The following is a 19,113-nucleotide window of genomic DNA, read 5'->3' on the forward strand; positions in this document are numbered from 1 at the left end:
GTATTGCGTTGCTCACACCTTAACAGGGCGTTAGGGCACAAAGGAAAGGCTATGAGTTTAGAAGTATTAGAGTCTGTTTTGTTGTTAGTAGGTACAGTTGCAGCGTGTATTGCTGCCGTGCCAGTGATTAAGTCTTGGATTCCTACGAAACTAACCAAAGACGAACGAGCGATTTTAAAGTTGGCATTAAGTAACCCTAGTTTTAAAGGGATCTTAGAATACAACTTGGAGCCTGAGTCTATAGTTAAGAGCCCATATAAGCATGGTGAAACAATAAGTGTTAGCTCGGAAATACTAGAGCTTAGAGAAAAACAGTTACTCCAAATACTGGAAGGTAATTTTGGGCAACCAGCTGGTTCAGTGTGGTTTCAATTGACGGCTAAAGGCTATGCTGTGGCTAAGCGTCTATCTTAAAAATTATGCCCTAACAAGCAATTTAAGAGGGATTCACAACGCTTGGCACTTTTGCTTCTACTTCAGTTTTAGTGTTTATGGCACAATGCTTTAGGTTAGGTGGTCGCGTTGTTCACCCCTTAATTGGGCGTTAGCTTTCTACAGAACTCAAAAGAGGTATTCAATGGATTTGAATAGATATGAATTGGTCATCTTTGATGCTGACGATACACTACGGGAGTGCACCGTTGAAGGTCAGTTTTATCCGCTTGCACAAGGGGAGTGGGTGTTAAAAGGTGATGTTTGTGATGTCCTCAGCAAATACGATTGGACATCCAAAAAATTTGGTATCGCGACAAATCAACCGGGTATATCTAGGGGGGAGTTTACAGAGGAAGTAAGTCTTCAACTCCTTAATGATATGGTCATAGGCGTTTTTGGTTTTCTTCCGGATAGAGAAGCCATTCAGTTTTGCCCGCATGCCATTGATGGTGAATGTGACTGTAGAAAGCCAGCAGGCGGAATGTTAAAGCGCATAATAGCGCATTTTGGTGTCGAGCCAGCATCGACGGTTTTCGTAGGTGATCGTCTTAAAGATAAAATTGCAGCGGAAAGCGCAAGTTGTGGTTTTATCTGGGTCCACGATCTTGTAAACGAAAGCTCCAAAAGCTAACAAACTGTTCAAGAGGGATTCGCAACGCGTGGCATTTTTACTATGCGTTGGTTTTAGTGATTAAGGTGGAATGCAGCGACATCGGTATTGCGTTGCTCACCCCTTAACAGGGCGTTATACCGTTTTGAAAAACTAGTACGAGGGTTTGATAGTTGGTTAAAAGTTTATATAGGTTTTTCCCTTACAATGCTCATGATTTAGATGCTTTGGCTAACAATTATCTATGGTTTAGCTCTTACTCAGATTTCAACGACCCGTTTGAAGATGTATTCGTCCAAAATGCAATTCATAGTGACTTAGGCGAATATGAGCAAGACAAGGCTATACGTATGTATAAAGAGCTACACAAAAACGACGTCAGTGAACAAGAACTCAATGATATTCTTACTGAACTTATAATTAAGGGAGAACTTGCTGGCTATTATGAACAACACTTAAAGAGAGTAGTGTCGTTCACTCAAAAAGAACTACTTGAACATGTTCAAACTACTAAAGCATGTTGCTTAGTTGCTGATGGAGATCAGGGTAGTAGTGCGTTGCGAAACAAGCTGATGTGGTCACACTATGGGAATGGTCTTAGAGGCTTTTGTATTGAATATGATTATTCCGAATTAATTAGGAGCTTATCTGACCGTGCCGGGCAGGAAATCGGCTTGTGTCCAATGGAGTATCGTGAACTTCAGAAATACACTCTCATAGATCTTTTCCTCGGAACTGTTGAAAAAAGAGGTAATAGCTCTGGTAAAAACCTCAATATTGGTTCTCTAGTATCGACAAAGTCGTCGGAGTGGTCTTATGAAAATGAATTTAGATTGATAGTCAAAAATAAACAGAATATGAACTACTTTTCGTCGAATGCAATTAAATCAATTACTTATGGAGAGAAAATGCCGGAAAGTAAACTCACTACGTTACTTTCGGTATTAAAAGGGAATCAAGATATCAATTGTGAGATCTATCGAGCATACATTGATCTAGAGTCATTCGAAATCGAAAGAGAGTTCCACTCAAAAACGGTATAACAAACTGTTTAAGAGTGATTCGCAACGCGTGGCATTTTTACTATGCGTTGTGTTTAGTGTTTAAGGTGGCATGCGGCGGCTCGGTATTGCGTTGCTCACACCTTAACAGGGCGTTATGTGACCAGAGAAGGAATAACATGGAATACATACCCAAACTATTAGCTAGTAAATTTAAATGGGCTGCTACTTCTTCCTTACTGAAGCTTTGGTTTATATGTGTCTGCTTTGTTTTTTTGATGCCTTTATTGGTACCGATTCTCATGCGTATTAATGGTGATTTGGTATTATTAATGTTGAGTGCCTATTTAGTGTTTCTATTAGGCATATTTTCCGCTAAGTATTACTCTAGAACAGATGTGTTGTCAGGTACTCCGGTTCCTAAAAATAATAAGCTGAATTTTGTATTCCTAGCGGTATTCTATTTTAAGTTAAGTTGTGCTGTTCTCTTGGCTGTTTCCCCACTGTTTTTTGGTGATTAGGTTTTGGGGCAAGTCACATAACAAACTGTTCAAGAGGGATTCGCAACGCGTGGCATTTTCACTGTGCGTTGGTTTAAGTGATTAAGGTGGTATGCGGCAGTTTCAGTATTGCGTTGCTCACCCCTTAACAGGGCGTTAGCTATTTAAGTTGATTACAACCGGTGGAAAATGAAAAATAGTATTGAGGCAAAAGGTGTTGCTATTGGGTGCAACTATGCACTTAAATTGATGAAAGAAGCTTCTTTGATCCCGATCGAAACTTCTCGATTAGAGGATGCAATTGATTACATAACTAGTAATCCAATTCAACAATATAGCTTTCAGCAAGTTGAAGCTTTGATGAATGCTTCCTTTTACCTAGGGGCTGATAGTGGGTTGCATCGAGCATTTGAGCGGTTTAGAGATAGAACGTTTGTCGTTGATAATCGCTACAAGAATCCTCGTGTTTTAAGAAATGAAGCAACGACTACGACACAGTTTTCATTTACAGAGAATTACAGTGGAGTCAAGCTAAATTGCAGAATACACATACCCGATGCTTCTTTTGACGGATTTACTACAGACTATAGGCAGTGGGATAAATAGCTAACAAACTGTTTAAGAGTGATTCGCAACGCGTGGCATTTTTACTATGCGTTGCGTTTAGTGTTTAAGGCGATATGCGGCGGCTTCGGTATTGCGTTGCTCACACCTTAACAGGGCGTTAGGGATTAAATTGAAAAAGGAGAACACGTGGAAGAAAATAAAAATAATCAAATTTTACCACTTTTATTAAGTAAATATTCTGGATGGGGGGTAGTGTCATTACTTCTTCTTGCGGTTATTCCGTACTATATTGGTGTGCCAACTCCTTGGTTAGAAATACTCTTGAGTTTAGGTACATCTATATTTATTCTCTTGACAATATCATTTTACGTAAATGAAAAAATAAAATTTCATACAAATGCTGAAATTAAGCAATTGGTACATGAGAAGTTTCCAGTTTTAGTTGATATGGAAAAACAAGGTTTTATTAACACAATTTACTCTAACAACATGAAAGAAAATAGTGTGGATATTGTGAACTCGGAAACCTTGTACTTGGTCATGAATGATGGCAAAAACTTCATCGCGAACAACTCAGGGGCACTAAGTGAAAGGTTTAGAAAAGATAATAAAAAAACAGTCGTTATACTGTTAGATCCAGAATCTAGTTCGCAAGATTTCCTGTGCCACAAAAATAGAAAAGACTCAGGACACTACAAAGTTAAAGTGCTAGATGCAATTAAATCAATGAAGAATTACCTAGACTATGGTTCTGAGAAGCATGAGCTACTAGTTTACTTGTATGAGTATCCATTTTCATTAAATATTGTAGCAACCAATGAGTGTGCCGTAATCGGTATATATAGAAACTCTGCGGGCAACTTTGGAGCACCACCAAGCTACGTCTACTCCTCTAAAGGTACAGAGTATGAAAGCATTATGGGTGATGTGCATAGGTTGATTGAGAATTCTGAGAAACATCCCTAACAAAGCATTTAAGAGTGATTCGCAACGCTTGGCAGTTTCGCTTCGCTCAAGTATAGCCAAGCGCCGCTCACACCTTAATGCGGCGTTAGGCATACAAGGTTATTTTTAGCTTACAGGTCAAGTTTATGAGTTGGGCAAAATTAAAAACGGGTATTATTATATTTTTGGTCATCCTCATTTCTGAAGCAATTAGGCTATACACTGGGCTACCTATTACAATAATTGATATTGGGGTGCTGCCTATCACATGTTTGCTAATTTATTGTATGAAATATTATAGGTTTCCTTTTAGTAAAACATATAAAGATACGGATAATCTCCAACAACAAACGCTTTTTCAGCTAATTGGTTTCTTGCTTTTTACAATTATCTTAGCAGCAATGGGTAGCTGGTTAGCTTGGTTTGGAATTCAAGCTCCTCTAAAGTACTTCTCGAGTGTTAAAGGAGCCGCCCATGGATATACATTAATTCAAATTGGTGGTTTAACTGCTTTATACAGTATGTGGGGGGCACTTGTTTTCCTATTTAGGCTAGTTAAGTTACGTGATAAGTCTGCCTAACAAACTGTTTAAGAGTGATTCGCAACGCGTGGCATTTTTACTATGCGTTGGTTTTAGTGTTTAAGGTGGTATGCGGAAGCATCGGTATTGCGTTGCTCACACCTTAACAGGGCGTTATAAGCACGGGAAGTTAAGATGAATAAAATCAATAAAAAAGCGATGAAATTGAACAAGGATTGCTTCTCCGTGCTCAATGATATATCGGAGTTTAAACCCCAGTTTTATCACATTTTTTGCTCAAAAAAGCTTCATGGTTTCGAGGTGAAACTGGGAAAACTTCGTAAACAGCTTTCTGAATTGGACTCTGAAATTGAACCCCATACAAATATGCCGGATGATTACAACTCAATTCAAAAGTGCTCCGGTAAGCTTTCAGTAGCATTCAATACACGAAACATTGCGCTGACCACACTTGGTGAGGCGCAGCGTTTGTTGTCATCTCATGAGGGCAGCGCACAATTCAAAGCTACGACCATAATTGCTTTGATTGCGGTATTAATATCAGTAGTTAGTGTCGTGAAATAGTGCTTATAACAAACTGTTTAAGAGTGATTCGCAACGCGTGGCATTTTTACTATGCGTTAGTTTTAGTGGTTAAGGTGGTATGCGGCGGCATCGGTATTGCATTGCTCACACCTTAACAGGGCGTTATGTGCTTTGGGAGAAAATGGACATGGATATTCCCGATAGATTCAAAAATGTAAGATACGTTTCATCCCGCATTCCAGGTTGCAAAGATGATTCCGACTTAACGCTTGGAGCTAACTGTCAGGTCTTTGCGTATAATCTGCTCAGAGACTTCGGTCTAAATCCACCTAACTACCGTTCTAGTGAACTGTGGAATGACTCAGAGTTGAGTGAGGTGGTCACTGAGTTTAAGCCGCTAGATATCATGTTGTACAACGACTCTGCTGACTCATACGGAGCACACGTTGGAGTGTACGCCGGTAATGGACTCGTCTACCATCTGTCTTTATCCAATGGCTTACCCAAGTTTGAGCGCCATTTAGACTTACTTCAACAAAGTAAGTATCGGTTTTTTATTGGTGCCAAGCGTATAAAGCAGTTTGGTGCATAACGTAAGCACGCACATAACAAACTGTTCAAGAGGGATTCGCAACGCGTGGCATTTTCACTATGCGTTGGTTTTAGTGTTTAAGGTGGTATGCGGTGGCTTTGGTATTGCGTTGCTCACCCCTTAACAGGGCGTTATGTACTTGGAGAGAAATATGGATTTTCTCGTAGGCGTAGACCTTCAAGATTCATTTGTTTTGGGGTGGAACTACTGCGATCAAACTTTGGAAATTGAACTAGAGTTCAGCATCTGGCCTGAGTCTGAATACTATAAAACTCCAAAGGTAGGTGAGTATACTTGCTATCGCTTGGGCTCTCTTCTGTTTAACGATGTTTCGAGTATTACTGGGCTCTTGAATCAAAGTGATATACAACCGACCCTAGATCCTGATGGCTCAAAAGACTATGGAAACATAGAATACTTCGAAAAGAACCAATCATGTTTCAAGGTTGTTGGTAGCTTTGGGACCATAGAGTTTGAGAGCTCAGGTATTCATTTTGAGCTACGTACATAACAAACTGTTCAAGAGGGATTCGCAACGCGTGGCATTTTTACTATGCGTTGATTTTTTTGATTAAGGTGGTTTGCGGCGGCATCGGTATTGCGTTGCTCACCCCTTAACAGGGCGTTATGTAGCCGCGAGAGGGCGGTAAGTTAAAAGGATTTATATATGTTAAATATTCGCCAAGCTTGCATTGAAGATATCTGTGTTATCAAGAAACTACAGTTTCAGCTTTATGAGTATCATCAAGCAAATTTACCTGACGACTTTTTATCACCGGAAGAAATTGAACAAAAAATAGACCTACACAAGATAATCGAAAGTGAAAGCTCAATTTTTCTAGTAGCCGAAATCAATGGGCAGTTAGTAGGTTTGGTTTTTGGTGAGCTATGGGTCCGTAAGTCTTGGACACTCAAACAGCGAAAAATCGCAAGCATTGAACAAATAGTAGTGGATTCATGTTTTAGAGACCAAGGCGTTGGACTGGCGCTAATAGAGGCATTTGAGGAAAGGGCTATTTCTAACGGCGGGGAAGAGCAGTGGTTAGAAGTATACTCTTTCAATGAATCAGCTCTAGCTTTGTATCGCAAAGTTGGTATTGCGCCCAAAATCCAACTTGGACAGAAAGCGCTAGCCTGAAAGTCGGCTACATAACAAATTGTTCAAGAGTGATTCAGCACGCGTGGCATTTTTACTATGCGTTAGTTTTAGTGGTTAAGGTGCTATGCGGAGGCTTCGGTATTGCGTGCCTCACACCTTAACAAGGCGTTATGTAAATCGAACAAAAGGAGGGGTTTGAAATTGTATAAAATCATTATATCAGGAGTATTTTACTTAGTTTGTTCTTTAAGTGTTCAGGCTATGGAGCCTGAAGAATTGTTGACAAAAATAAGCCATTTTAATTTTGACTCAACAAAAAACAGGTTTGTTTCCGACAACGTAAACAACCTAAATCGCGACCTGACATTTAAAGAGTTAATAACACTCGTAGAGTATTTTGATTTTGATTCTTCCAAAGTGAAAGCAGTTAAAACATTGCGAGGTCACCACGAAGAATATTCTGATTTAGAATTATCAGAGTTGATGGAAGTTATCAACTTTGATTCGACCAAAGAAAAAATGCTAAAAGTACTTGATGCAGAGGCGGTAGAATTCTCGGAAACTACAAGCTCCAAGAGTTCTTCAACTTCAGTTACATCGACAAAGAGTACAACTCTTACTATTAGGTGTGATGGATTCGATTGTGAAGCAGAATACGTAAGTAAATAGTTTTAACGCTACCACAAAAATTTACATAACAAAGCGTTTAAGACGGATTCCCAACGCTTGGCATTTTCGGTTTGATTCGGCTTTAGTGTTTACGGCACAATGGTTTAGGTAAGGTGGTAGCGTTGCTCACCACTTAACGCAGCGTTATGTTTCCGATTGATTACCTGAGGTAATAATGAATCAAGAACTAGAGAGCTTATATAGGTCGAAGTGGGATGCCTTGCTAGAAGCGGCAAGCGGATTATCTTCAAAAGCTTCAAATCCTCTCCTCATCAAAGTTGATCAAACCTACATCGATTCAGACGTCAAAGTCATGATTATTGGTCAAGAGACAGATGGATGGTGTGGACAGTTGAATGCTGGTGATGCAACAGTCGAAAACTTAATGAATGAGTACTTTAATTACTTTCATCAAATTTCCGGGAGCGGCAAAAATCGAGGGAAGCGAGCCTTTTGGAATCGAAAGAATTTTAGGTTTTTCCAAGAAAAGCTTACTGAACAGTTTAGCAATAAGACTGTGTCATTTATCTGGAATAATATTTCAAAAATAGGTAACGACGGACGTGGAAAACCTAGCCCTTCGATACGAAATTTGGAGCGAGAGTATTTCAATATTCTAGCTGAAGAATTCTCGATACTTAGACCTGATATTGTAATTTTTACAACGGGAAGTACACGAGACTCTTTTATTAAGCATCACTTTGGTACTAAAGTTCAGTTCCTACCGAAGTTGAGCGTTTTGGATGGCGAGCTTGCAGAGCAGACTCTGAACTTAATCGCTGAGGTTAGAATCCCTCAATATCCCGAGCTTAAAGCAATTAGGATCGAGCATCCTAACAGGCGTACATTGAGTAATTCTGTGAGTTTTAGTGCTTTAAAGCAGATGATAGAAAGAGAAACATAACAAACTGTTTAAGAGTGATTCGCAACGCGTGGCATTTTTACTATGCGTTGGTTTTAGCGTTTAAGGTGGCATGCGGAAGCATCGGTATTGCGTTGCTCACACCTTAACAGGGCGTTATGCTGCTTATAAGCTTATGGGAATTTGATAAATGGAATGGTTTATTGCTGTAGTTAGCGCACTAATTGGTGCTGTAGTAGGTGCTCTCGTTAGCTACCTATTTACCGATAAGAACAATAAACAAAGAACAAAAAGATTAGAATCAGCTTTCTACAATGAGTTTGAGTATCTATCAGAGACGCTCGAAAACTGGTTCCCCACCTTAGTAGTTGAATACCAAGAGCCATTAAGGGAGCAATATTCAGGCTTGCCATTTTTGGATCTTTCATTAATTGATGCACTTGTAATCGAACTGGCGAGCACTGATAAGGTCGTAACTCCAGCACAAAGGAAACTTATAGTTCGCCTACGACCGGTAGTCACAAGCCTTGTTAAAAACAACGAAAAGCGCGGCAAGTATGCAGATTCTTGGATGTTGAATAGTCACACAATAGATAACTCTGAAGAACGAGACTGCTCGAAAAATATAAGTTATTACACAGGACTTCTTCTAGTTGATGTAACTCAGGTAATCTTCCATCTTAAAAAACTAAGTGCAGAAAAAGAGCGTTTCACCTTTTCAAAAGGATCAACTAGGGAGGATCTGGTTAAAGCATGTTGCTCCTCTAGCGGTATTCCCTATGATGAAACGGTGTGGAAACCTATGCTTCTTAGGTTGGGACTTAAGTAACAATAATCAGCATAACAATCTGTTTAAGAGTGATTCGCAACGCGTGGCATTTTTACTATGCGTTGCGTTTAGTGTTTAAGGTGGTATGCAGCAACTTCGGTACAGCGTTGCTCACACCTTAACAGGGCGTTAGTTGAATAGGGAAAATCCGTGAATATTTTTGAGGCATTTCTTAATGTGCTTGCGCAAGTCTGGTATCTAGTGCCTTTATTGCTCATTGTTAGCGTTTTCAAAAGTAGGTGGCTAAAAGGTGCATTCGGTGAGTTTCTAGTGAACCGTCTTTTATCCAAATTACCAGAGCCTGATTACACGCTAATAAAAGACGTAACGTTGCCGACTGGCGATGGTACGACTCAAGTCGACCATATTGTGGTTTCTAAATATGGCATCTTCGTCGTTGAAACTAAGAATATGAAAGGTTGGATATTTGGCTCGGCTCGCCAGAGACAGTGGACACAAAAGATTTACCGTCATTCCTCTAAATTTCAAAACCCACTGCATCAGAATTACAAGCACATAAAAGCTCTGGAAACCTTGCTAGGTTGCAGTGAAGAACACTTGCATTCAGTTATTGTTTTCATCGGCGACAGTACCTTTAAAACCGAAATGCCTCCAAACGTTACCTACGCTCGAGGAAGTATTCGATATATTCAGCAATTTAACCAGGTAGTGTTCTCTGACAGGGATTATGCTCGGTTAACTGAGTCTATAAACCAGATAAAGTTAAAGCGCGGAGTCATTACGGATTTAAAGCATCGCAAACATGTCAAAGAAGTTGTCGCATCCAAAGTTAGCTCAAATCAGTGTCCCCGTTGCGGCTCTGAAATGGTGTTGCGTGAAACCAAGCGTGGTGAAAATATAGGTAAACAGTTTTGGGGTTGTTCAACCTTTCCCAAGTGTAGAGCGGTGAAACAATTCAACTAACAAACTGTTTAAGAGTGATTCGCAACGCGTGGCATTTTTACTGTGCGTTGCGTTCGGTGTTTAAGGTGGTATGCGGCGGCATCGGCATTGCGTTGCTCACACCTTAACAGGGCGTTATGCGCCAATAAGGAAGTCATGAAGTTTATTGGAAAATATGGAGAGCACTTAGTGCTTTCTCAACTTTTAAAGTTAGATATTGAAGCTTATCTAGCTATTAAATCGAACCAAGAAGATTACGACATTACCGTTGTGCTTGAAAGCTCAAGAGTTCTTAGAATTCAAGTGAAAACTACAGATCTGCATAACCAAAATACTAATAACTCAATATCAGGTGTTGAGAAAAGATATGACTTTTTAGTGTTGGTAATAATGGATAAGAATACTGATCATTTATTCATCATGTCTCGTGAAGAGGCTCTTGCTCTAAAAGGAAGTTCAGTGAAGTTTAGCTGTTCTTTTAAGCAGAGTGGGGTGTCGACAATAAAACCTGAGTTAGAAAAATATAGGGACAACTGGTTAACTATAACTGGCGCATAACAAACTGTTTAAGAGGGATTCGCAACGCGTGGCATTTTCACTATGCGTTGATTTTGGTGTTTAAGGTGGTATGCGGCGGCATCGGTATTGCGTTGCTCACCCCTTAACAGAGCGTTATATCACTAAGATAAATAAAAAGTAAAAGATGAAAAATAAAACTACAAAAAGTAAAAAGCTTGGAGTGTTTAGCTGGCTTATGTATTTCCTTTCTCTGTTGTTAGGTATATTTAACCACGTTGATTTTGCGCTGATTGGTTTTTTAATAAGCTATATAACTTTGTTTCTATGGGTAGTTCATTATGAAACTTCTCAGTTAGACAAAGGGCTTCTAATGATACTAAGCGGAACTTGCTTCGTTGTGTTGTTAACGACAGCTGCAGGCTTAGAAGTAAAAGAAGGGCGCATATTTGATGTTCCTAAACAACTAGAGCTTTCATTTGTAGGTCTAGTTGCTATTGCAGGAGCAACGTTTTTTGGTGCTGGCGGTAGTGTTATAGCTAACGTTGCCACCGAACACTCTTCAGATAGCCCGGTTAATATTGATAAAGAAAATAAACTATTGCTAGCTGGGGTAGAGGGGCGCTTAAAAGCGATCTATCGTATGTTGTGTGCTCTTATCATACTTGTGAGTATGTCTGCAGTTGCGTTAGGTTGCTTGATCATGCTCTTTTAGAACGTGATATAACAAACTGTTTAAGAGTGATTCGCAACGCATGGCATTTTTACTATGCGTTGAGTTTAGTGTTTAAGGTGGTATGCGGCGGCATTGGTATTGCGTTGCTCACACCTTAACAGGGCGTTAAGCGACAAGCGGTGGTATAAGTATGTTTAGTAAAAAATTTCTTGATAAAGATCGTTCAGTTCAAGAGCGATGGTTTCGTTTGAAGTTCCACAGTCGCTTTGGTTCAAAGATCCGATACTTGTTTATGCTTCGCCTGCATTACAAATTGAATCGAGAATTTAAGGTCAAAGATAAGGCGATAAATAACGCGATTGACATAACCGTGCGTGAATATCGAAAAATTGACGAAAGCTTGTTTCCTGCGACTAAGCAGTTTTTTAATATTGGTTTGTTTTTCTTGCTCGCCGAAAGAGACATTCAAGCTTTAAAAGCTGATGCTTTCTCACATCCTAATGAAACTAAAAGAAACATTGCTCTCAGAACTCTCATTCTTACTATATATGAGTGGGACATGGGGAAAGTTACTGGGCGTAAAATGCACTTTATCTATGAAGCAACTGGATTATCAGAAACATCCAAGTCTCAAGTTGTAAGTGCACTAAAAGAGCTAAAGAAAGCACGTAAACTTATAGAATCGCAGTTCTCTGAAACACGCCATAACACCATTGCTCATAGAGAGAAAGAAGCAATCAAACAATACGAAATTATCTCTGAACTTGATGTTATGAAGTTTTCGGAAGCATTGACACAATTCTATAAGGCGTCCGATGCGCTATTAACATCTTTGATTGTTGCAATGTTGGAAATTGGCTCACCCAAGAATTTGCTACATCAAGCGAACAACTCCAAGAAAGCCGCTTAACAAAGCGTTTAAGACGGATTCCCAACGCTTGGCATTTTCGGTTTGATTCAGCTTTAGTGTTTACGGCACAATGGTTTAGGTCAGGTGGTAGCGTTGCTCACCACTTAACGCGGCGTTAGTGCGCAAAGATAAAAATTACAATTAGCAGGATTTAAAATGAGTGAAATTGCTCGCTTCATATCTGGTGAAGCCCCAGATAAATTTGGTCGCAATGTAGAGCAGTTGTTAGCTTACAACCACTTCTGGCTAGAGCACGATCATAAGTACATTCAAGTTCTTTTCCCGATCGATGAGGGTACTAAGTTCAATCAACATGCTCCTTTGGTAACTCAAGCAGATCGAGAGGCTTTTGCTAATTCAGAAGAGTTGCGTGTTGCCCACTTAAAAGCTCTCGACCTTTTACTTGAGTTTTGGGGATTGCATCGAGACGGGTGTCAAATCTCTTCATTACTGGCACTAAGTCCTGCTAACCATGTCTGGCTTAAAAGTCATGACCACAATCAACTTCGTCTGACCCGAGCAATTCGTAGTTTATATTTACTCGGTAATGAGCAGATAGCAGCTAACCTGTGTGACTTTCTAGTGGCAGCGGCTAAAGAAACTGACATGGTTTCAGATAAAACGGTCGAGTATTGGCGTAATGCGCTTAAAGGTTAGGGGGAGCGCTGAAAAAGCGTACTAACAAACTGTTCAAGAGGGATTCACAACGCGTGGCATTTTTACTATGCGTTGAATTTAGTGGTTAAGGTGTTATGCGGCGGCTTCGGTATTGCGTTGCTCACCCCTTAACAGGGCGTTAGGCATCAGAAAGAGGTATAAAGTGAACTTAAACGATCGTAAGGCTCGAGGCTATGCAAACTCTATTATTGCGATGCTTGATGCAGGCATTGATGATGCCGCGTCTTATCGTTTAGCCATTGACTCCATTTTTTGTCATATCTTCGGGCACGTAACGAAGTCAGACCAACGTGCTTTGACTAAATATAACAAGTCGGCTCCTATTTCAAAAGCAGCGTCATTAAGCCCAAAGGAAAAACGTATTGTTGAACATGTTGTTCCAGTTACAGTAATTTACAAGAAAATAAAAGAGCTTAGCGATCCAACTTCGTCTGACGTGATTAAGGTAGTTTCTGAGTTATACAAAGTTAGGATCATCACAGTAACCGAAGATGCAAGATTAAATAGTCTGGGGCTACAGTCCTCTATGCCTGTTGAGTTCTATAGCCCAGAACATAAATTATTCGGAGACTGGGACGCAAGACATCATGTGGCTGGTATATCTGAAGCCTAACAAGTTGTTCAAGAGTGATTCAGCACGCGTGGCATTTTTACTATGCGTTATTTTTAGTGTTTAAGGTGGTATGCGAGAGCATTGGTATTGCGTGCTTCACACCTTAACAAGGCGTTATAACCACGGCATAAAATGGAGTATTTATGATAGCAAGGGAATGGAAAGCTACTTGCCCTAAAGAGTATGAAGAAGGGTTTGTTGCATACCTGTATGAGACAGGAATCAAAGATACATCCAGTACAAAAGGTTTCCTCGGTGCTCAAATTCTAAATCGAGATTTAGGCAATATTGCTGAAATCACGTTGTTGACTTATTGGGAAGATCTTGAATGTATCAAAGCATTTTCTGGTGAAGACATCAGTGTCGCCAAATTGTATCCAGAGGACGAAAAGTACAAATTGAATCCAGATCGTCATGTTAGCCACTATGAAGTCCGTGAGAACATGTGGTTATAACAATCTGTTTAAGAGTGATTCGCAACGCTTGGCATTTTTGCTATGCGTTGCGTTTAGTGTTTTAGGTGGTATGCGGCAGCTTGGGTATTGCGTTGCTCACACCTTAACAGGGCGTTATGTGATTTGTGGACAATTCATATCTATAGGGGCTAAAATGCCCGCTCGCGGCTGCACATGAATTTCAGTCAACTTTAGAGAAAATACGATGATTGTAGAAAATGTGCTTCCTGAAAATTACGCAGAAATGCTTAGTGTTTGGGAAAATTCAGTCCGAGCAACTCATGACTTCATAACAGAAGAAGACATAGAGTTTTTTAAACCAATTATCATTGAGCAGGCTTTTCCTGCTGTCACGTTAAGATGTGTGAAAAATGAAAGTGGTTCAATTTTAGGTTTCGTGGGTATTCACGACGCAAAGGTTGAAATGCTGTTCATCTTAAACGAGGCAAGAGGGCAAGGCGTTGGTAAGGTGCTACTGCAATACGCAATAGAGCAGTTAGGCGTAACCAAAGTCGATGTAAACGAACAAAACCCGCAAGCGGTAGGTTTTTACGAGCATATGGGTTTCAAAGTTGTTTCTCGCTCGCCACTTGATGATATGGGAAAACCTTTTCCAATTCTGCATATGAGACTTTAAAGCTCGGTTTGTCGTAACCAGTTTGTCAGAAGAAACGCCCAAGGCTAATAACTTTGGGCGTTTCCGTATGCGGCGAAAAAATCACATAACAAAGCGTTTAAGACGGATTCCCAACGCTTGGCATTTTCAGTTTGAATCGGCTTTAGTGTTTACGGCACAATAGCTTAGGTCTGGTGGTAGCGTTGCTCACCACTTAACGCGGCGTTATGTAGATAATGTGCGCACCTTATGTGCGCACACAAAGTGGTTTTTAAGAATCTATATTGTTGAGAGCATGATTAAATATGATTCTTATTTCATCATTTGTAATATTGCTTATGCACTCTCTTAGTTTTAGGTAGTATTCTCTATCAGGATGGATTACGTAATTTTCATTTACAAAATCAATTACTGGGAATATATCTGAGAAATCACTGCTCATACCTCGAGATGTAATGATTTCAAAAATGTCCTTTGCATCTTTTGGGCTATAAACAACCATGTCAGAAATAGTACTAAAAATTTGCTTTTTATCTAAATCAATGCTCATCTTTTGCAACCATCCCTTTCAAAATGTTTTTTAAACTTTCTAAGTTTAGCTCATTCAAGCTGCTCTTGGTAAAAACAGTGGAATCATTGATTTTCCGGAGAATATTTTTCTCTTTGCTACGACCATCAATGGACCACATGGTTTGTGTCTTCATTTTTAGCTCAATCACAATACCAGCACCATCTTCTTTAATCTCTAAGGTTTCTGGTTTCTTTCCTGACTCACTCCATAACGCTACTTGGCGGCTAGGTGGGAACCCAGTACCAGTTGAACGTAATGTCATCCCAAGAGCTGTAACAGATAATACAGAGGAGCCTGGATCTTCTGATAATACAGAAGCATATTTCCCAGGCCAACGTTTCTCAATTTGTGGACCATCGAGAAGTAGGCTAATTACGAGATTAGGCCCTACCGCCCTAACAGCTTGAGCAACAGGGTCTTGTCTAGCAAGGTCCTCACAGATTAAAGGGCAGACTCTAATATTGTCTCCAGTATGCAAGCTGACTAGCTTTCGTCTCCCTACTTTAATATTTTCCCACCATTTTTTACCAGGATCTAATGCGTTAGCCAGGTTATAGTTAGTGAGCTGAGAGCCATCCAGAAACCATCTGTGATGTTTGTTTTGCTCGATGGTATCAAATTGATCTGAAGCTCCAATAAAAGATAGCGATGCGGAGTTTTTACAATGTTCTCCATCTGGGCCATAGGTACCAGCTAATAAAGCAGGAGCTCTTGTCCCGAAGCTCTCAAATAGAAGCGCTTTCAACTTTTCTAACAGCTCTAAAGATACCGAACACTCTGGTAATACTATGATATCTAGAAAGCCAACACGCTCTAAAGCCGAGATTATAGTTAGTATAAATTTCTTCTCACTAATCTCTTTGGTTGGAGCATAGTCAAAGAAATCAAAGTAGTTATCCGTTTCTATGTTACTTTTATGTTTACTGATACTAAAAGAGTCAGACTCTATCTCCATAGGCCAAGGTAGAAAAAGAACATTATAAGATGCTTTATCAAATCTTTTTCGTTTTACTTTGTTTATGGTTAAATGAGGCTTCACGCTCGGCTTCAAGAATGTAATGTGTTGAGTTAAATTATTAATAGTTAATCCTGATTGAGGGACTAAATATTTATATGTTACTACACCTGTTTTTCCATCGTTATTTGCTAGGTTATTAATGTTATTAAATACAACTCTCCTAGCATTTACGAAAAACTTGAAACTGTTATTCGACTTTTCACTTGTTAGATCTAGATCAGAAAATAGTTCATCTACAGATATAATTAATTTATATAATGTGCTTATGAACTTATGGCTTTCACATAGATCGTAAATACATTCTTCAAAGTTGTCTTTATGGAATACAATATTTAATGCATCAGTGAGCGCTGGAATGGCACTTGTAGAATCTCCAGTTCGTCGAGATTCTAGGTAATCCAACCACTCGTTTTTTAGAGCCATTCCTTCATCGCGATCAGCCTTGGTCCAGCAACCATTTTGCGGTGACACGATTAAACGGTATTTATCGGTGTACTCTAGTAAGTAGTATAATACGAGAAACACGTTCGGTGGCCACGAAACAAGTACGTTTGGGTCCCTTACGGATTCAACGCCACCCAAGCCAAGTGCAGTTTCACTGCTGGCCAAGGAAAGATCGATTTGTTCGAAGCCATCTCGTGACAGCTTTGGAAAGTGTGTTTTTATTAATGTTTCTAAATTCATCAAATCGTCTCAATGTATAAGTCGTCGAATTGTACCTCCGTTTTGGTAGTATTTCACTGATTTCGAATGGAAAATTTGTTGGTTTTGCGTTAAATCTACATAACAAAGCGTTTAAGACGGATTCCCAACGCTTGGCATTTCTGGTTTGCTTCGGCTTTCGTGTCTACGGCACAATACTTTAAGTGCAGTGTTCTGCGTTGCTCACCACTTAACGCGGCGTTAACTGTCAGAAGTCAGATAGGTGAAATAGTTGAACGATATACTAATTGGAGCAGTGACTAGTGCAATTACAGCTGGAGGCATTTGGGCTATTTTCAAAGGCGCAATAACAGAGGCTGTTCGAAAATCGATTGCTTACAAGTTTGATGTGAAGTTACAAGACAGTAAGAAGCAGATAGATATTGAACTTAAATTATTAGACTCGCAACTTAAGGCTAATGGTGTACAAGTAGAGTCTCTAATTAACAACAACTTATCAGCTTTAGATTATCATCGGCAAAAGCAGATTGAAGCTATAGAGGTTCTTTGGCACGAAATTATTGAGCTCAGGAAGCAAATTCCAGGAATTATAGCTGTTCTAGACAGTCTTCCTTCAGAATTTCACGAAGCGTTTGTGAGCAACCCTCAGACCAAGAGTGAGTTAAGTCAGGTATCATTAACTTCATATACTAATCTTCTCCGCAACTCGAAAGCTCGAAAATTTAGAGTTTTTCAGGAGCCTTACTTTACTCATATTTTGAACTTTACCAGTCAGTTATTGGAATGTGTCTGATGCATACTTCTGTAGAGGCATTGGACGGGAAGTTTAGTCACTGGTATGAAAAATACGACTTAACTGCCATTTTTCCCGACGCAAATGTAGACTTTAAAGCAGTCGACGGAAAGCTAGCTAAAACGCAGCACATACTCGCCCTCATAGAGAAGAGCTTTCTTGCTGATGCAGAAAAAATTATTACTGGCGAAGCTCAAATGTTTGAGGGGCAGGAGCGTGCTAATTTAATTAATAAAATGAGGTCTCAACTAGTGGTGTAGTTCTGACAGTTAACAATCTGTTTAAGAGTGATTCGCAACGCGTGGCATTTTTACTATGCGTTGCGTTTGGTGTTTAAGGTGGTATGCAGGAGCTTCGGTATTGCGTTGCTCACACCTTAACAGGGCGTTATGTACTTATCAGGGAAATTATAAATTGGATAAAAATGTAGAATATGCAAGCCATATGATTTCATGGCTTGATAAGCTCGGAATTCCCAAGTTAGACATCGCCGAGAAGTCATTTAAAATCGTCAAGTCTTATTGGCTCCAGAACGAAAGTACGGACCTAGAGGCGTTGCGTGAAGAGCTGTGGACCTGGGTTGATGGACATGATGGTTATAACACTCAAATTGCAGACGTTGCAAAAATGAGAATTATTTTGTGCCTTGCATATGAAGACAACCGTGAGTTAGCAGAGGTGGGGTACTTCGAAGATCTATTAGCGTCTATCGGTGTAAGTTACGAGGATGCTTACAAACGTACATAACAAAGCATTTAAGAGTGATTCGCAACGCTTGGCAGTTTCGCTTCGCTCAAGTATAGCCAAGCGTCCCTCACACCTTAATGCGGCGTTATACGTACAAAGTAGAATATCCATAGCCAAATCAGGTATAATTCAACAAGTTTTATAATGGGTTGCGACAATGATAATAAAAACATCGCATGAGATAGGGATCAAGCTCTGGGTCGAGCTGTTGATATTTATCTCATCATATTACCCTTTGTTTCTAATCTTGTTCATTCGAGACATCGGTTCTGAATCTGCGACCATCCCGATTGGTTTTGTGCAATGGGGTACGAACGTAAGCTATTGGGCGGTAGGAGGCTTGTTAGTATCCTCTATTTGCACATTGGTTACGGCATTTTTAATGAGAGGCTTATTTTCTAAGGCGCAAGGCTCTGATGAGGTAGTGTTACTTGAAGTCTCGCCCGTTCGAGGCGATATGCTTAACTATACTTTGCCATTTCTAATCGGTTTGTTTGCTTTTGATTATCAAACTTGGCAGTCGATCGCTTCATTGTTCGTATTTCTAGTATTTATGTTCGCATTCACTCGGAAAGAAAAAATAATCGTATTAAATCCTATGTTTCTTTTGTTGGGTATTCGGCTATTCGAAATTAAGTACCGAAAAGTTGGACAACCAAATGGAGAACATATCACTACAGCACTCTGTATGGGCATCGCAAAAGCGTCAACTACGAGAGTTCGTTTTCTAGAAAACTCAGGCATAAATTTTATTTCAACGTTAGGTGATAGGTAGCAG

General features: G+C 39.8%; 28 protein-coding genes. 26 read left to right on the forward strand and 2 right to left on the reverse strand.

The genetic code is table 11. The annotated features are described in order from the left end of the window. Positions 1–51 precede the first annotated feature (51 nt). The 22 genes from QMY49_RS04850 (at position 52) to QMY49_RS05030 (ending at position 14,564) form a co-directional block, all read left to right on the forward strand. Positions 52–414, forward strand: coding sequence for a hypothetical protein (locus QMY49_RS04850; RefSeq protein ID WP_283313090.1), 363 nt, complete (start codon positions 52–54; stop codon positions 412–414). Between the two features lie 163 nt (positions 415–577). After that, on the forward strand, positions 578–1,066 hold the full coding sequence (locus tag QMY49_RS04855) for an HAD-IIIA family hydrolase (RefSeq protein ID WP_283313092.1): 489 nt from the start codon (positions 578–580) through the stop codon (positions 1,064–1,066). Positions 1,067–1,218: 152 nt separating this feature from the next. Continuing rightward, positions 1,219–2,088, forward strand: coding sequence for a DUF2971 domain-containing protein (locus QMY49_RS04865; RefSeq protein WP_283313097.1), 870 nt, complete (start codon positions 1,219–1,221; stop codon positions 2,086–2,088). A 137-nt stretch (positions 2,089–2,225) separates the two neighbouring features. Continuing rightward, positions 2,226–2,567 carry a hypothetical protein gene (locus tag QMY49_RS04875; protein ID WP_283313100.1) on the forward strand — a complete coding sequence of 114 codons (342 nt, stop codon included), beginning with the start codon at positions 2,226–2,228 and terminating at the stop codon, positions 2,565–2,567. 168 nt (positions 2,568–2,735) lie between these two features. Then, positions 2,736–3,152, forward strand: a complete 417-nt coding sequence (locus QMY49_RS04880) for a hypothetical protein (RefSeq protein ID WP_033007936.1) — start codon at positions 2,736–2,738, stop codon at positions 3,150–3,152. Positions 3,153–3,299: 147 nt separating this feature from the next. Then, the gene (locus tag QMY49_RS04890) at positions 3,300–4,079 is read left to right on the forward strand and encodes a hypothetical protein (RefSeq protein WP_283313105.1); all 780 of its coding nucleotides are present in this window, start codon (positions 3,300–3,302) and stop codon (positions 4,077–4,079) included. 125 nt (positions 4,080–4,204) lie between these two features. Beyond that, on the forward strand, positions 4,205–4,639 hold the full coding sequence (locus QMY49_RS04895) for a hypothetical protein (RefSeq protein WP_283312995.1): 435 nt from the start codon (positions 4,205–4,207) through the stop codon (positions 4,637–4,639). A gap of 135 nt (positions 4,640–4,774) precedes the next feature. After that, positions 4,775–5,164: a hypothetical protein gene (locus tag QMY49_RS04905; protein WP_283313077.1), complete on the forward strand. Its 390-nt coding sequence runs from the start codon at positions 4,775–4,777 to the stop codon at positions 5,162–5,164. Between the two features lie 148 nt (positions 5,165–5,312). Further along, positions 5,313–5,717, forward strand: a complete 405-nt coding sequence (locus QMY49_RS04915; RefSeq protein WP_224721380.1) for a hydrolase — start codon at positions 5,313–5,315, stop codon at positions 5,715–5,717. Positions 5,718–5,868: 151 nt separating this feature from the next. Then, positions 5,869–6,228: a hypothetical protein gene (locus QMY49_RS04925; RefSeq protein ID WP_032550858.1), complete on the forward strand. Its 360-nt coding sequence runs from the start codon at positions 5,869–5,871 to the stop codon at positions 6,226–6,228. Positions 6,229–6,384: 156 nt separating this feature from the next. Continuing rightward, on the forward strand, positions 6,385–6,855 hold the full coding sequence (locus QMY49_RS04935; RefSeq protein WP_283313107.1) for a GNAT family N-acetyltransferase: 471 nt from the start codon (positions 6,385–6,387) through the stop codon (positions 6,853–6,855). 162 nt (positions 6,856–7,017) lie between these two features. Continuing rightward, complete coding sequence (locus tag QMY49_RS04945; protein ID WP_283313113.1) at positions 7,018–7,485, forward strand: proline and serine-rich protein 1 family protein; 468 nt, start codon at positions 7,018–7,020, stop codon at positions 7,483–7,485. A gap of 175 nt (positions 7,486–7,660) precedes the next feature. Further along, on the forward strand, positions 7,661–8,389 hold the full coding sequence (locus tag QMY49_RS04950) for a hypothetical protein (protein ID WP_283313028.1): 729 nt from the start codon (positions 7,661–7,663) through the stop codon (positions 8,387–8,389). Between the two features lie 148 nt (positions 8,390–8,537). After that, a complete protein-coding gene (locus QMY49_RS04960; protein ID WP_283313116.1) occupies positions 8,538–9,176 on the forward strand; it encodes a hypothetical protein in 639 nt (212 codons plus the stop codon). Positions 9,177–9,326: 150 nt separating this feature from the next. Continuing rightward, positions 9,327–10,100, forward strand: coding sequence for a nuclease-related domain-containing protein (locus tag QMY49_RS04970; protein ID WP_283313120.1), 774 nt, complete (start codon positions 9,327–9,329; stop codon positions 10,098–10,100). A 135-nt stretch (positions 10,101–10,235) separates the two neighbouring features. Then, positions 10,236–10,637 carry a hypothetical protein gene (locus QMY49_RS04980; RefSeq protein ID WP_283313128.1) on the forward strand — a complete coding sequence of 134 codons (402 nt, stop codon included), beginning with the start codon at positions 10,236–10,238 and terminating at the stop codon, positions 10,635–10,637. Positions 10,638–10,782: 145 nt separating this feature from the next. Next, on the forward strand, positions 10,783–11,310 hold the full coding sequence (locus QMY49_RS04990) for a hypothetical protein (RefSeq protein ID WP_130193141.1): 528 nt from the start codon (positions 10,783–10,785) through the stop codon (positions 11,308–11,310). A gap of 151 nt (positions 11,311–11,461) precedes the next feature. Next, positions 11,462–12,181, forward strand: coding sequence for a hypothetical protein (locus QMY49_RS05000; RefSeq protein ID WP_283313134.1), 720 nt, complete (start codon positions 11,462–11,464; stop codon positions 12,179–12,181). A 156-nt stretch (positions 12,182–12,337) separates the two neighbouring features. After that, positions 12,338–12,838 carry an opioid growth factor receptor-related protein gene (locus tag QMY49_RS05005; protein ID WP_283313137.1) on the forward strand — a complete coding sequence of 167 codons (501 nt, stop codon included), beginning with the start codon at positions 12,338–12,340 and terminating at the stop codon, positions 12,836–12,838. A 163-nt stretch (positions 12,839–13,001) separates the two neighbouring features. After that, positions 13,002–13,472 (forward strand): hypothetical protein, encoded by a 471-nt coding sequence (locus tag QMY49_RS05015; protein WP_010448849.1) that lies wholly within the window; start codon positions 13,002–13,004, stop codon positions 13,470–13,472. 143 nt (positions 13,473–13,615) lie between these two features. After that, entirely contained in the window at positions 13,616–13,927 is a 312-nt protein-coding gene (locus QMY49_RS05025) for an antibiotic biosynthesis monooxygenase family protein (RefSeq protein WP_283313143.1), read from the forward strand. Between the two features lie 205 nt (positions 13,928–14,132). After that, positions 14,133–14,564, forward strand: coding sequence for a GNAT family N-acetyltransferase (locus tag QMY49_RS05030; RefSeq protein WP_283313146.1), 432 nt, complete (start codon positions 14,133–14,135; stop codon positions 14,562–14,564). A 250-nt stretch (positions 14,565–14,814) separates the two neighbouring features. Here QMY49_RS05030 and QMY49_RS05035 read toward each other — a convergent pair whose 3' ends face one another. Both QMY49_RS05035 and QMY49_RS05040 read right to left on the reverse strand, forming a co-directional pair. Further along, entirely contained in the window at positions 14,815–15,093 is a 279-nt protein-coding gene (locus QMY49_RS05035) for a hypothetical protein (RefSeq protein ID WP_283313148.1), read from the reverse strand. Beyond that, positions 15,083–16,816, reverse strand: coding sequence for a hypothetical protein (locus QMY49_RS05040; RefSeq protein WP_283313150.1), 1,734 nt, complete (start codon positions 16,814–16,816; stop codon positions 15,083–15,085). Before QMY49_RS05040 ends, QMY49_RS05035 begins: the two co-directional genes overlap by 11 nt. A 250-nt stretch (positions 16,817–17,066) precedes the next feature. On the opposite strand from QMY49_RS05040, the gene QMY49_RS05045 reads away from it, so the two are divergent. The 4 genes from QMY49_RS05045 to QMY49_RS05065 all read left to right on the forward strand — a co-directional run bounded on the left by QMY49_RS05045 (position 17,067) and on the right by QMY49_RS05065 (position 19,110). Further along, positions 17,067–17,588: a hypothetical protein gene (locus tag QMY49_RS05045; RefSeq protein ID WP_283313152.1), complete on the forward strand. Its 522-nt coding sequence runs from the start codon at positions 17,067–17,069 to the stop codon at positions 17,586–17,588. Then, complete coding sequence (locus tag QMY49_RS05050; RefSeq protein WP_283313155.1) at positions 17,588–17,848, forward strand: hypothetical protein; 261 nt, start codon at positions 17,588–17,590, stop codon at positions 17,846–17,848. The genes QMY49_RS05045 and QMY49_RS05050 overlap by 1 nt, the downstream gene beginning before the upstream one ends. A gap of 154 nt (positions 17,849–18,002) precedes the next feature. Next, complete coding sequence (locus QMY49_RS05060; RefSeq protein ID WP_283313159.1) at positions 18,003–18,335, forward strand: hypothetical protein; 333 nt, start codon at positions 18,003–18,005, stop codon at positions 18,333–18,335. A 157-nt stretch (positions 18,336–18,492) separates the two neighbouring features. Next, complete coding sequence (locus QMY49_RS05065) at positions 18,493–19,110, forward strand: hypothetical protein (RefSeq protein ID WP_088880722.1); 618 nt, start codon at positions 18,493–18,495, stop codon at positions 19,108–19,110. The last annotated feature ends 3 nt before the right edge of the window (positions 19,111–19,113 follow it).

Source organism: Vibrio harveyi (assembly GCF_030060435.1).
Lineage (GTDB): Bacteria > Pseudomonadota > Gammaproteobacteria > Enterobacterales > Vibrionaceae > Vibrio > Vibrio harveyi.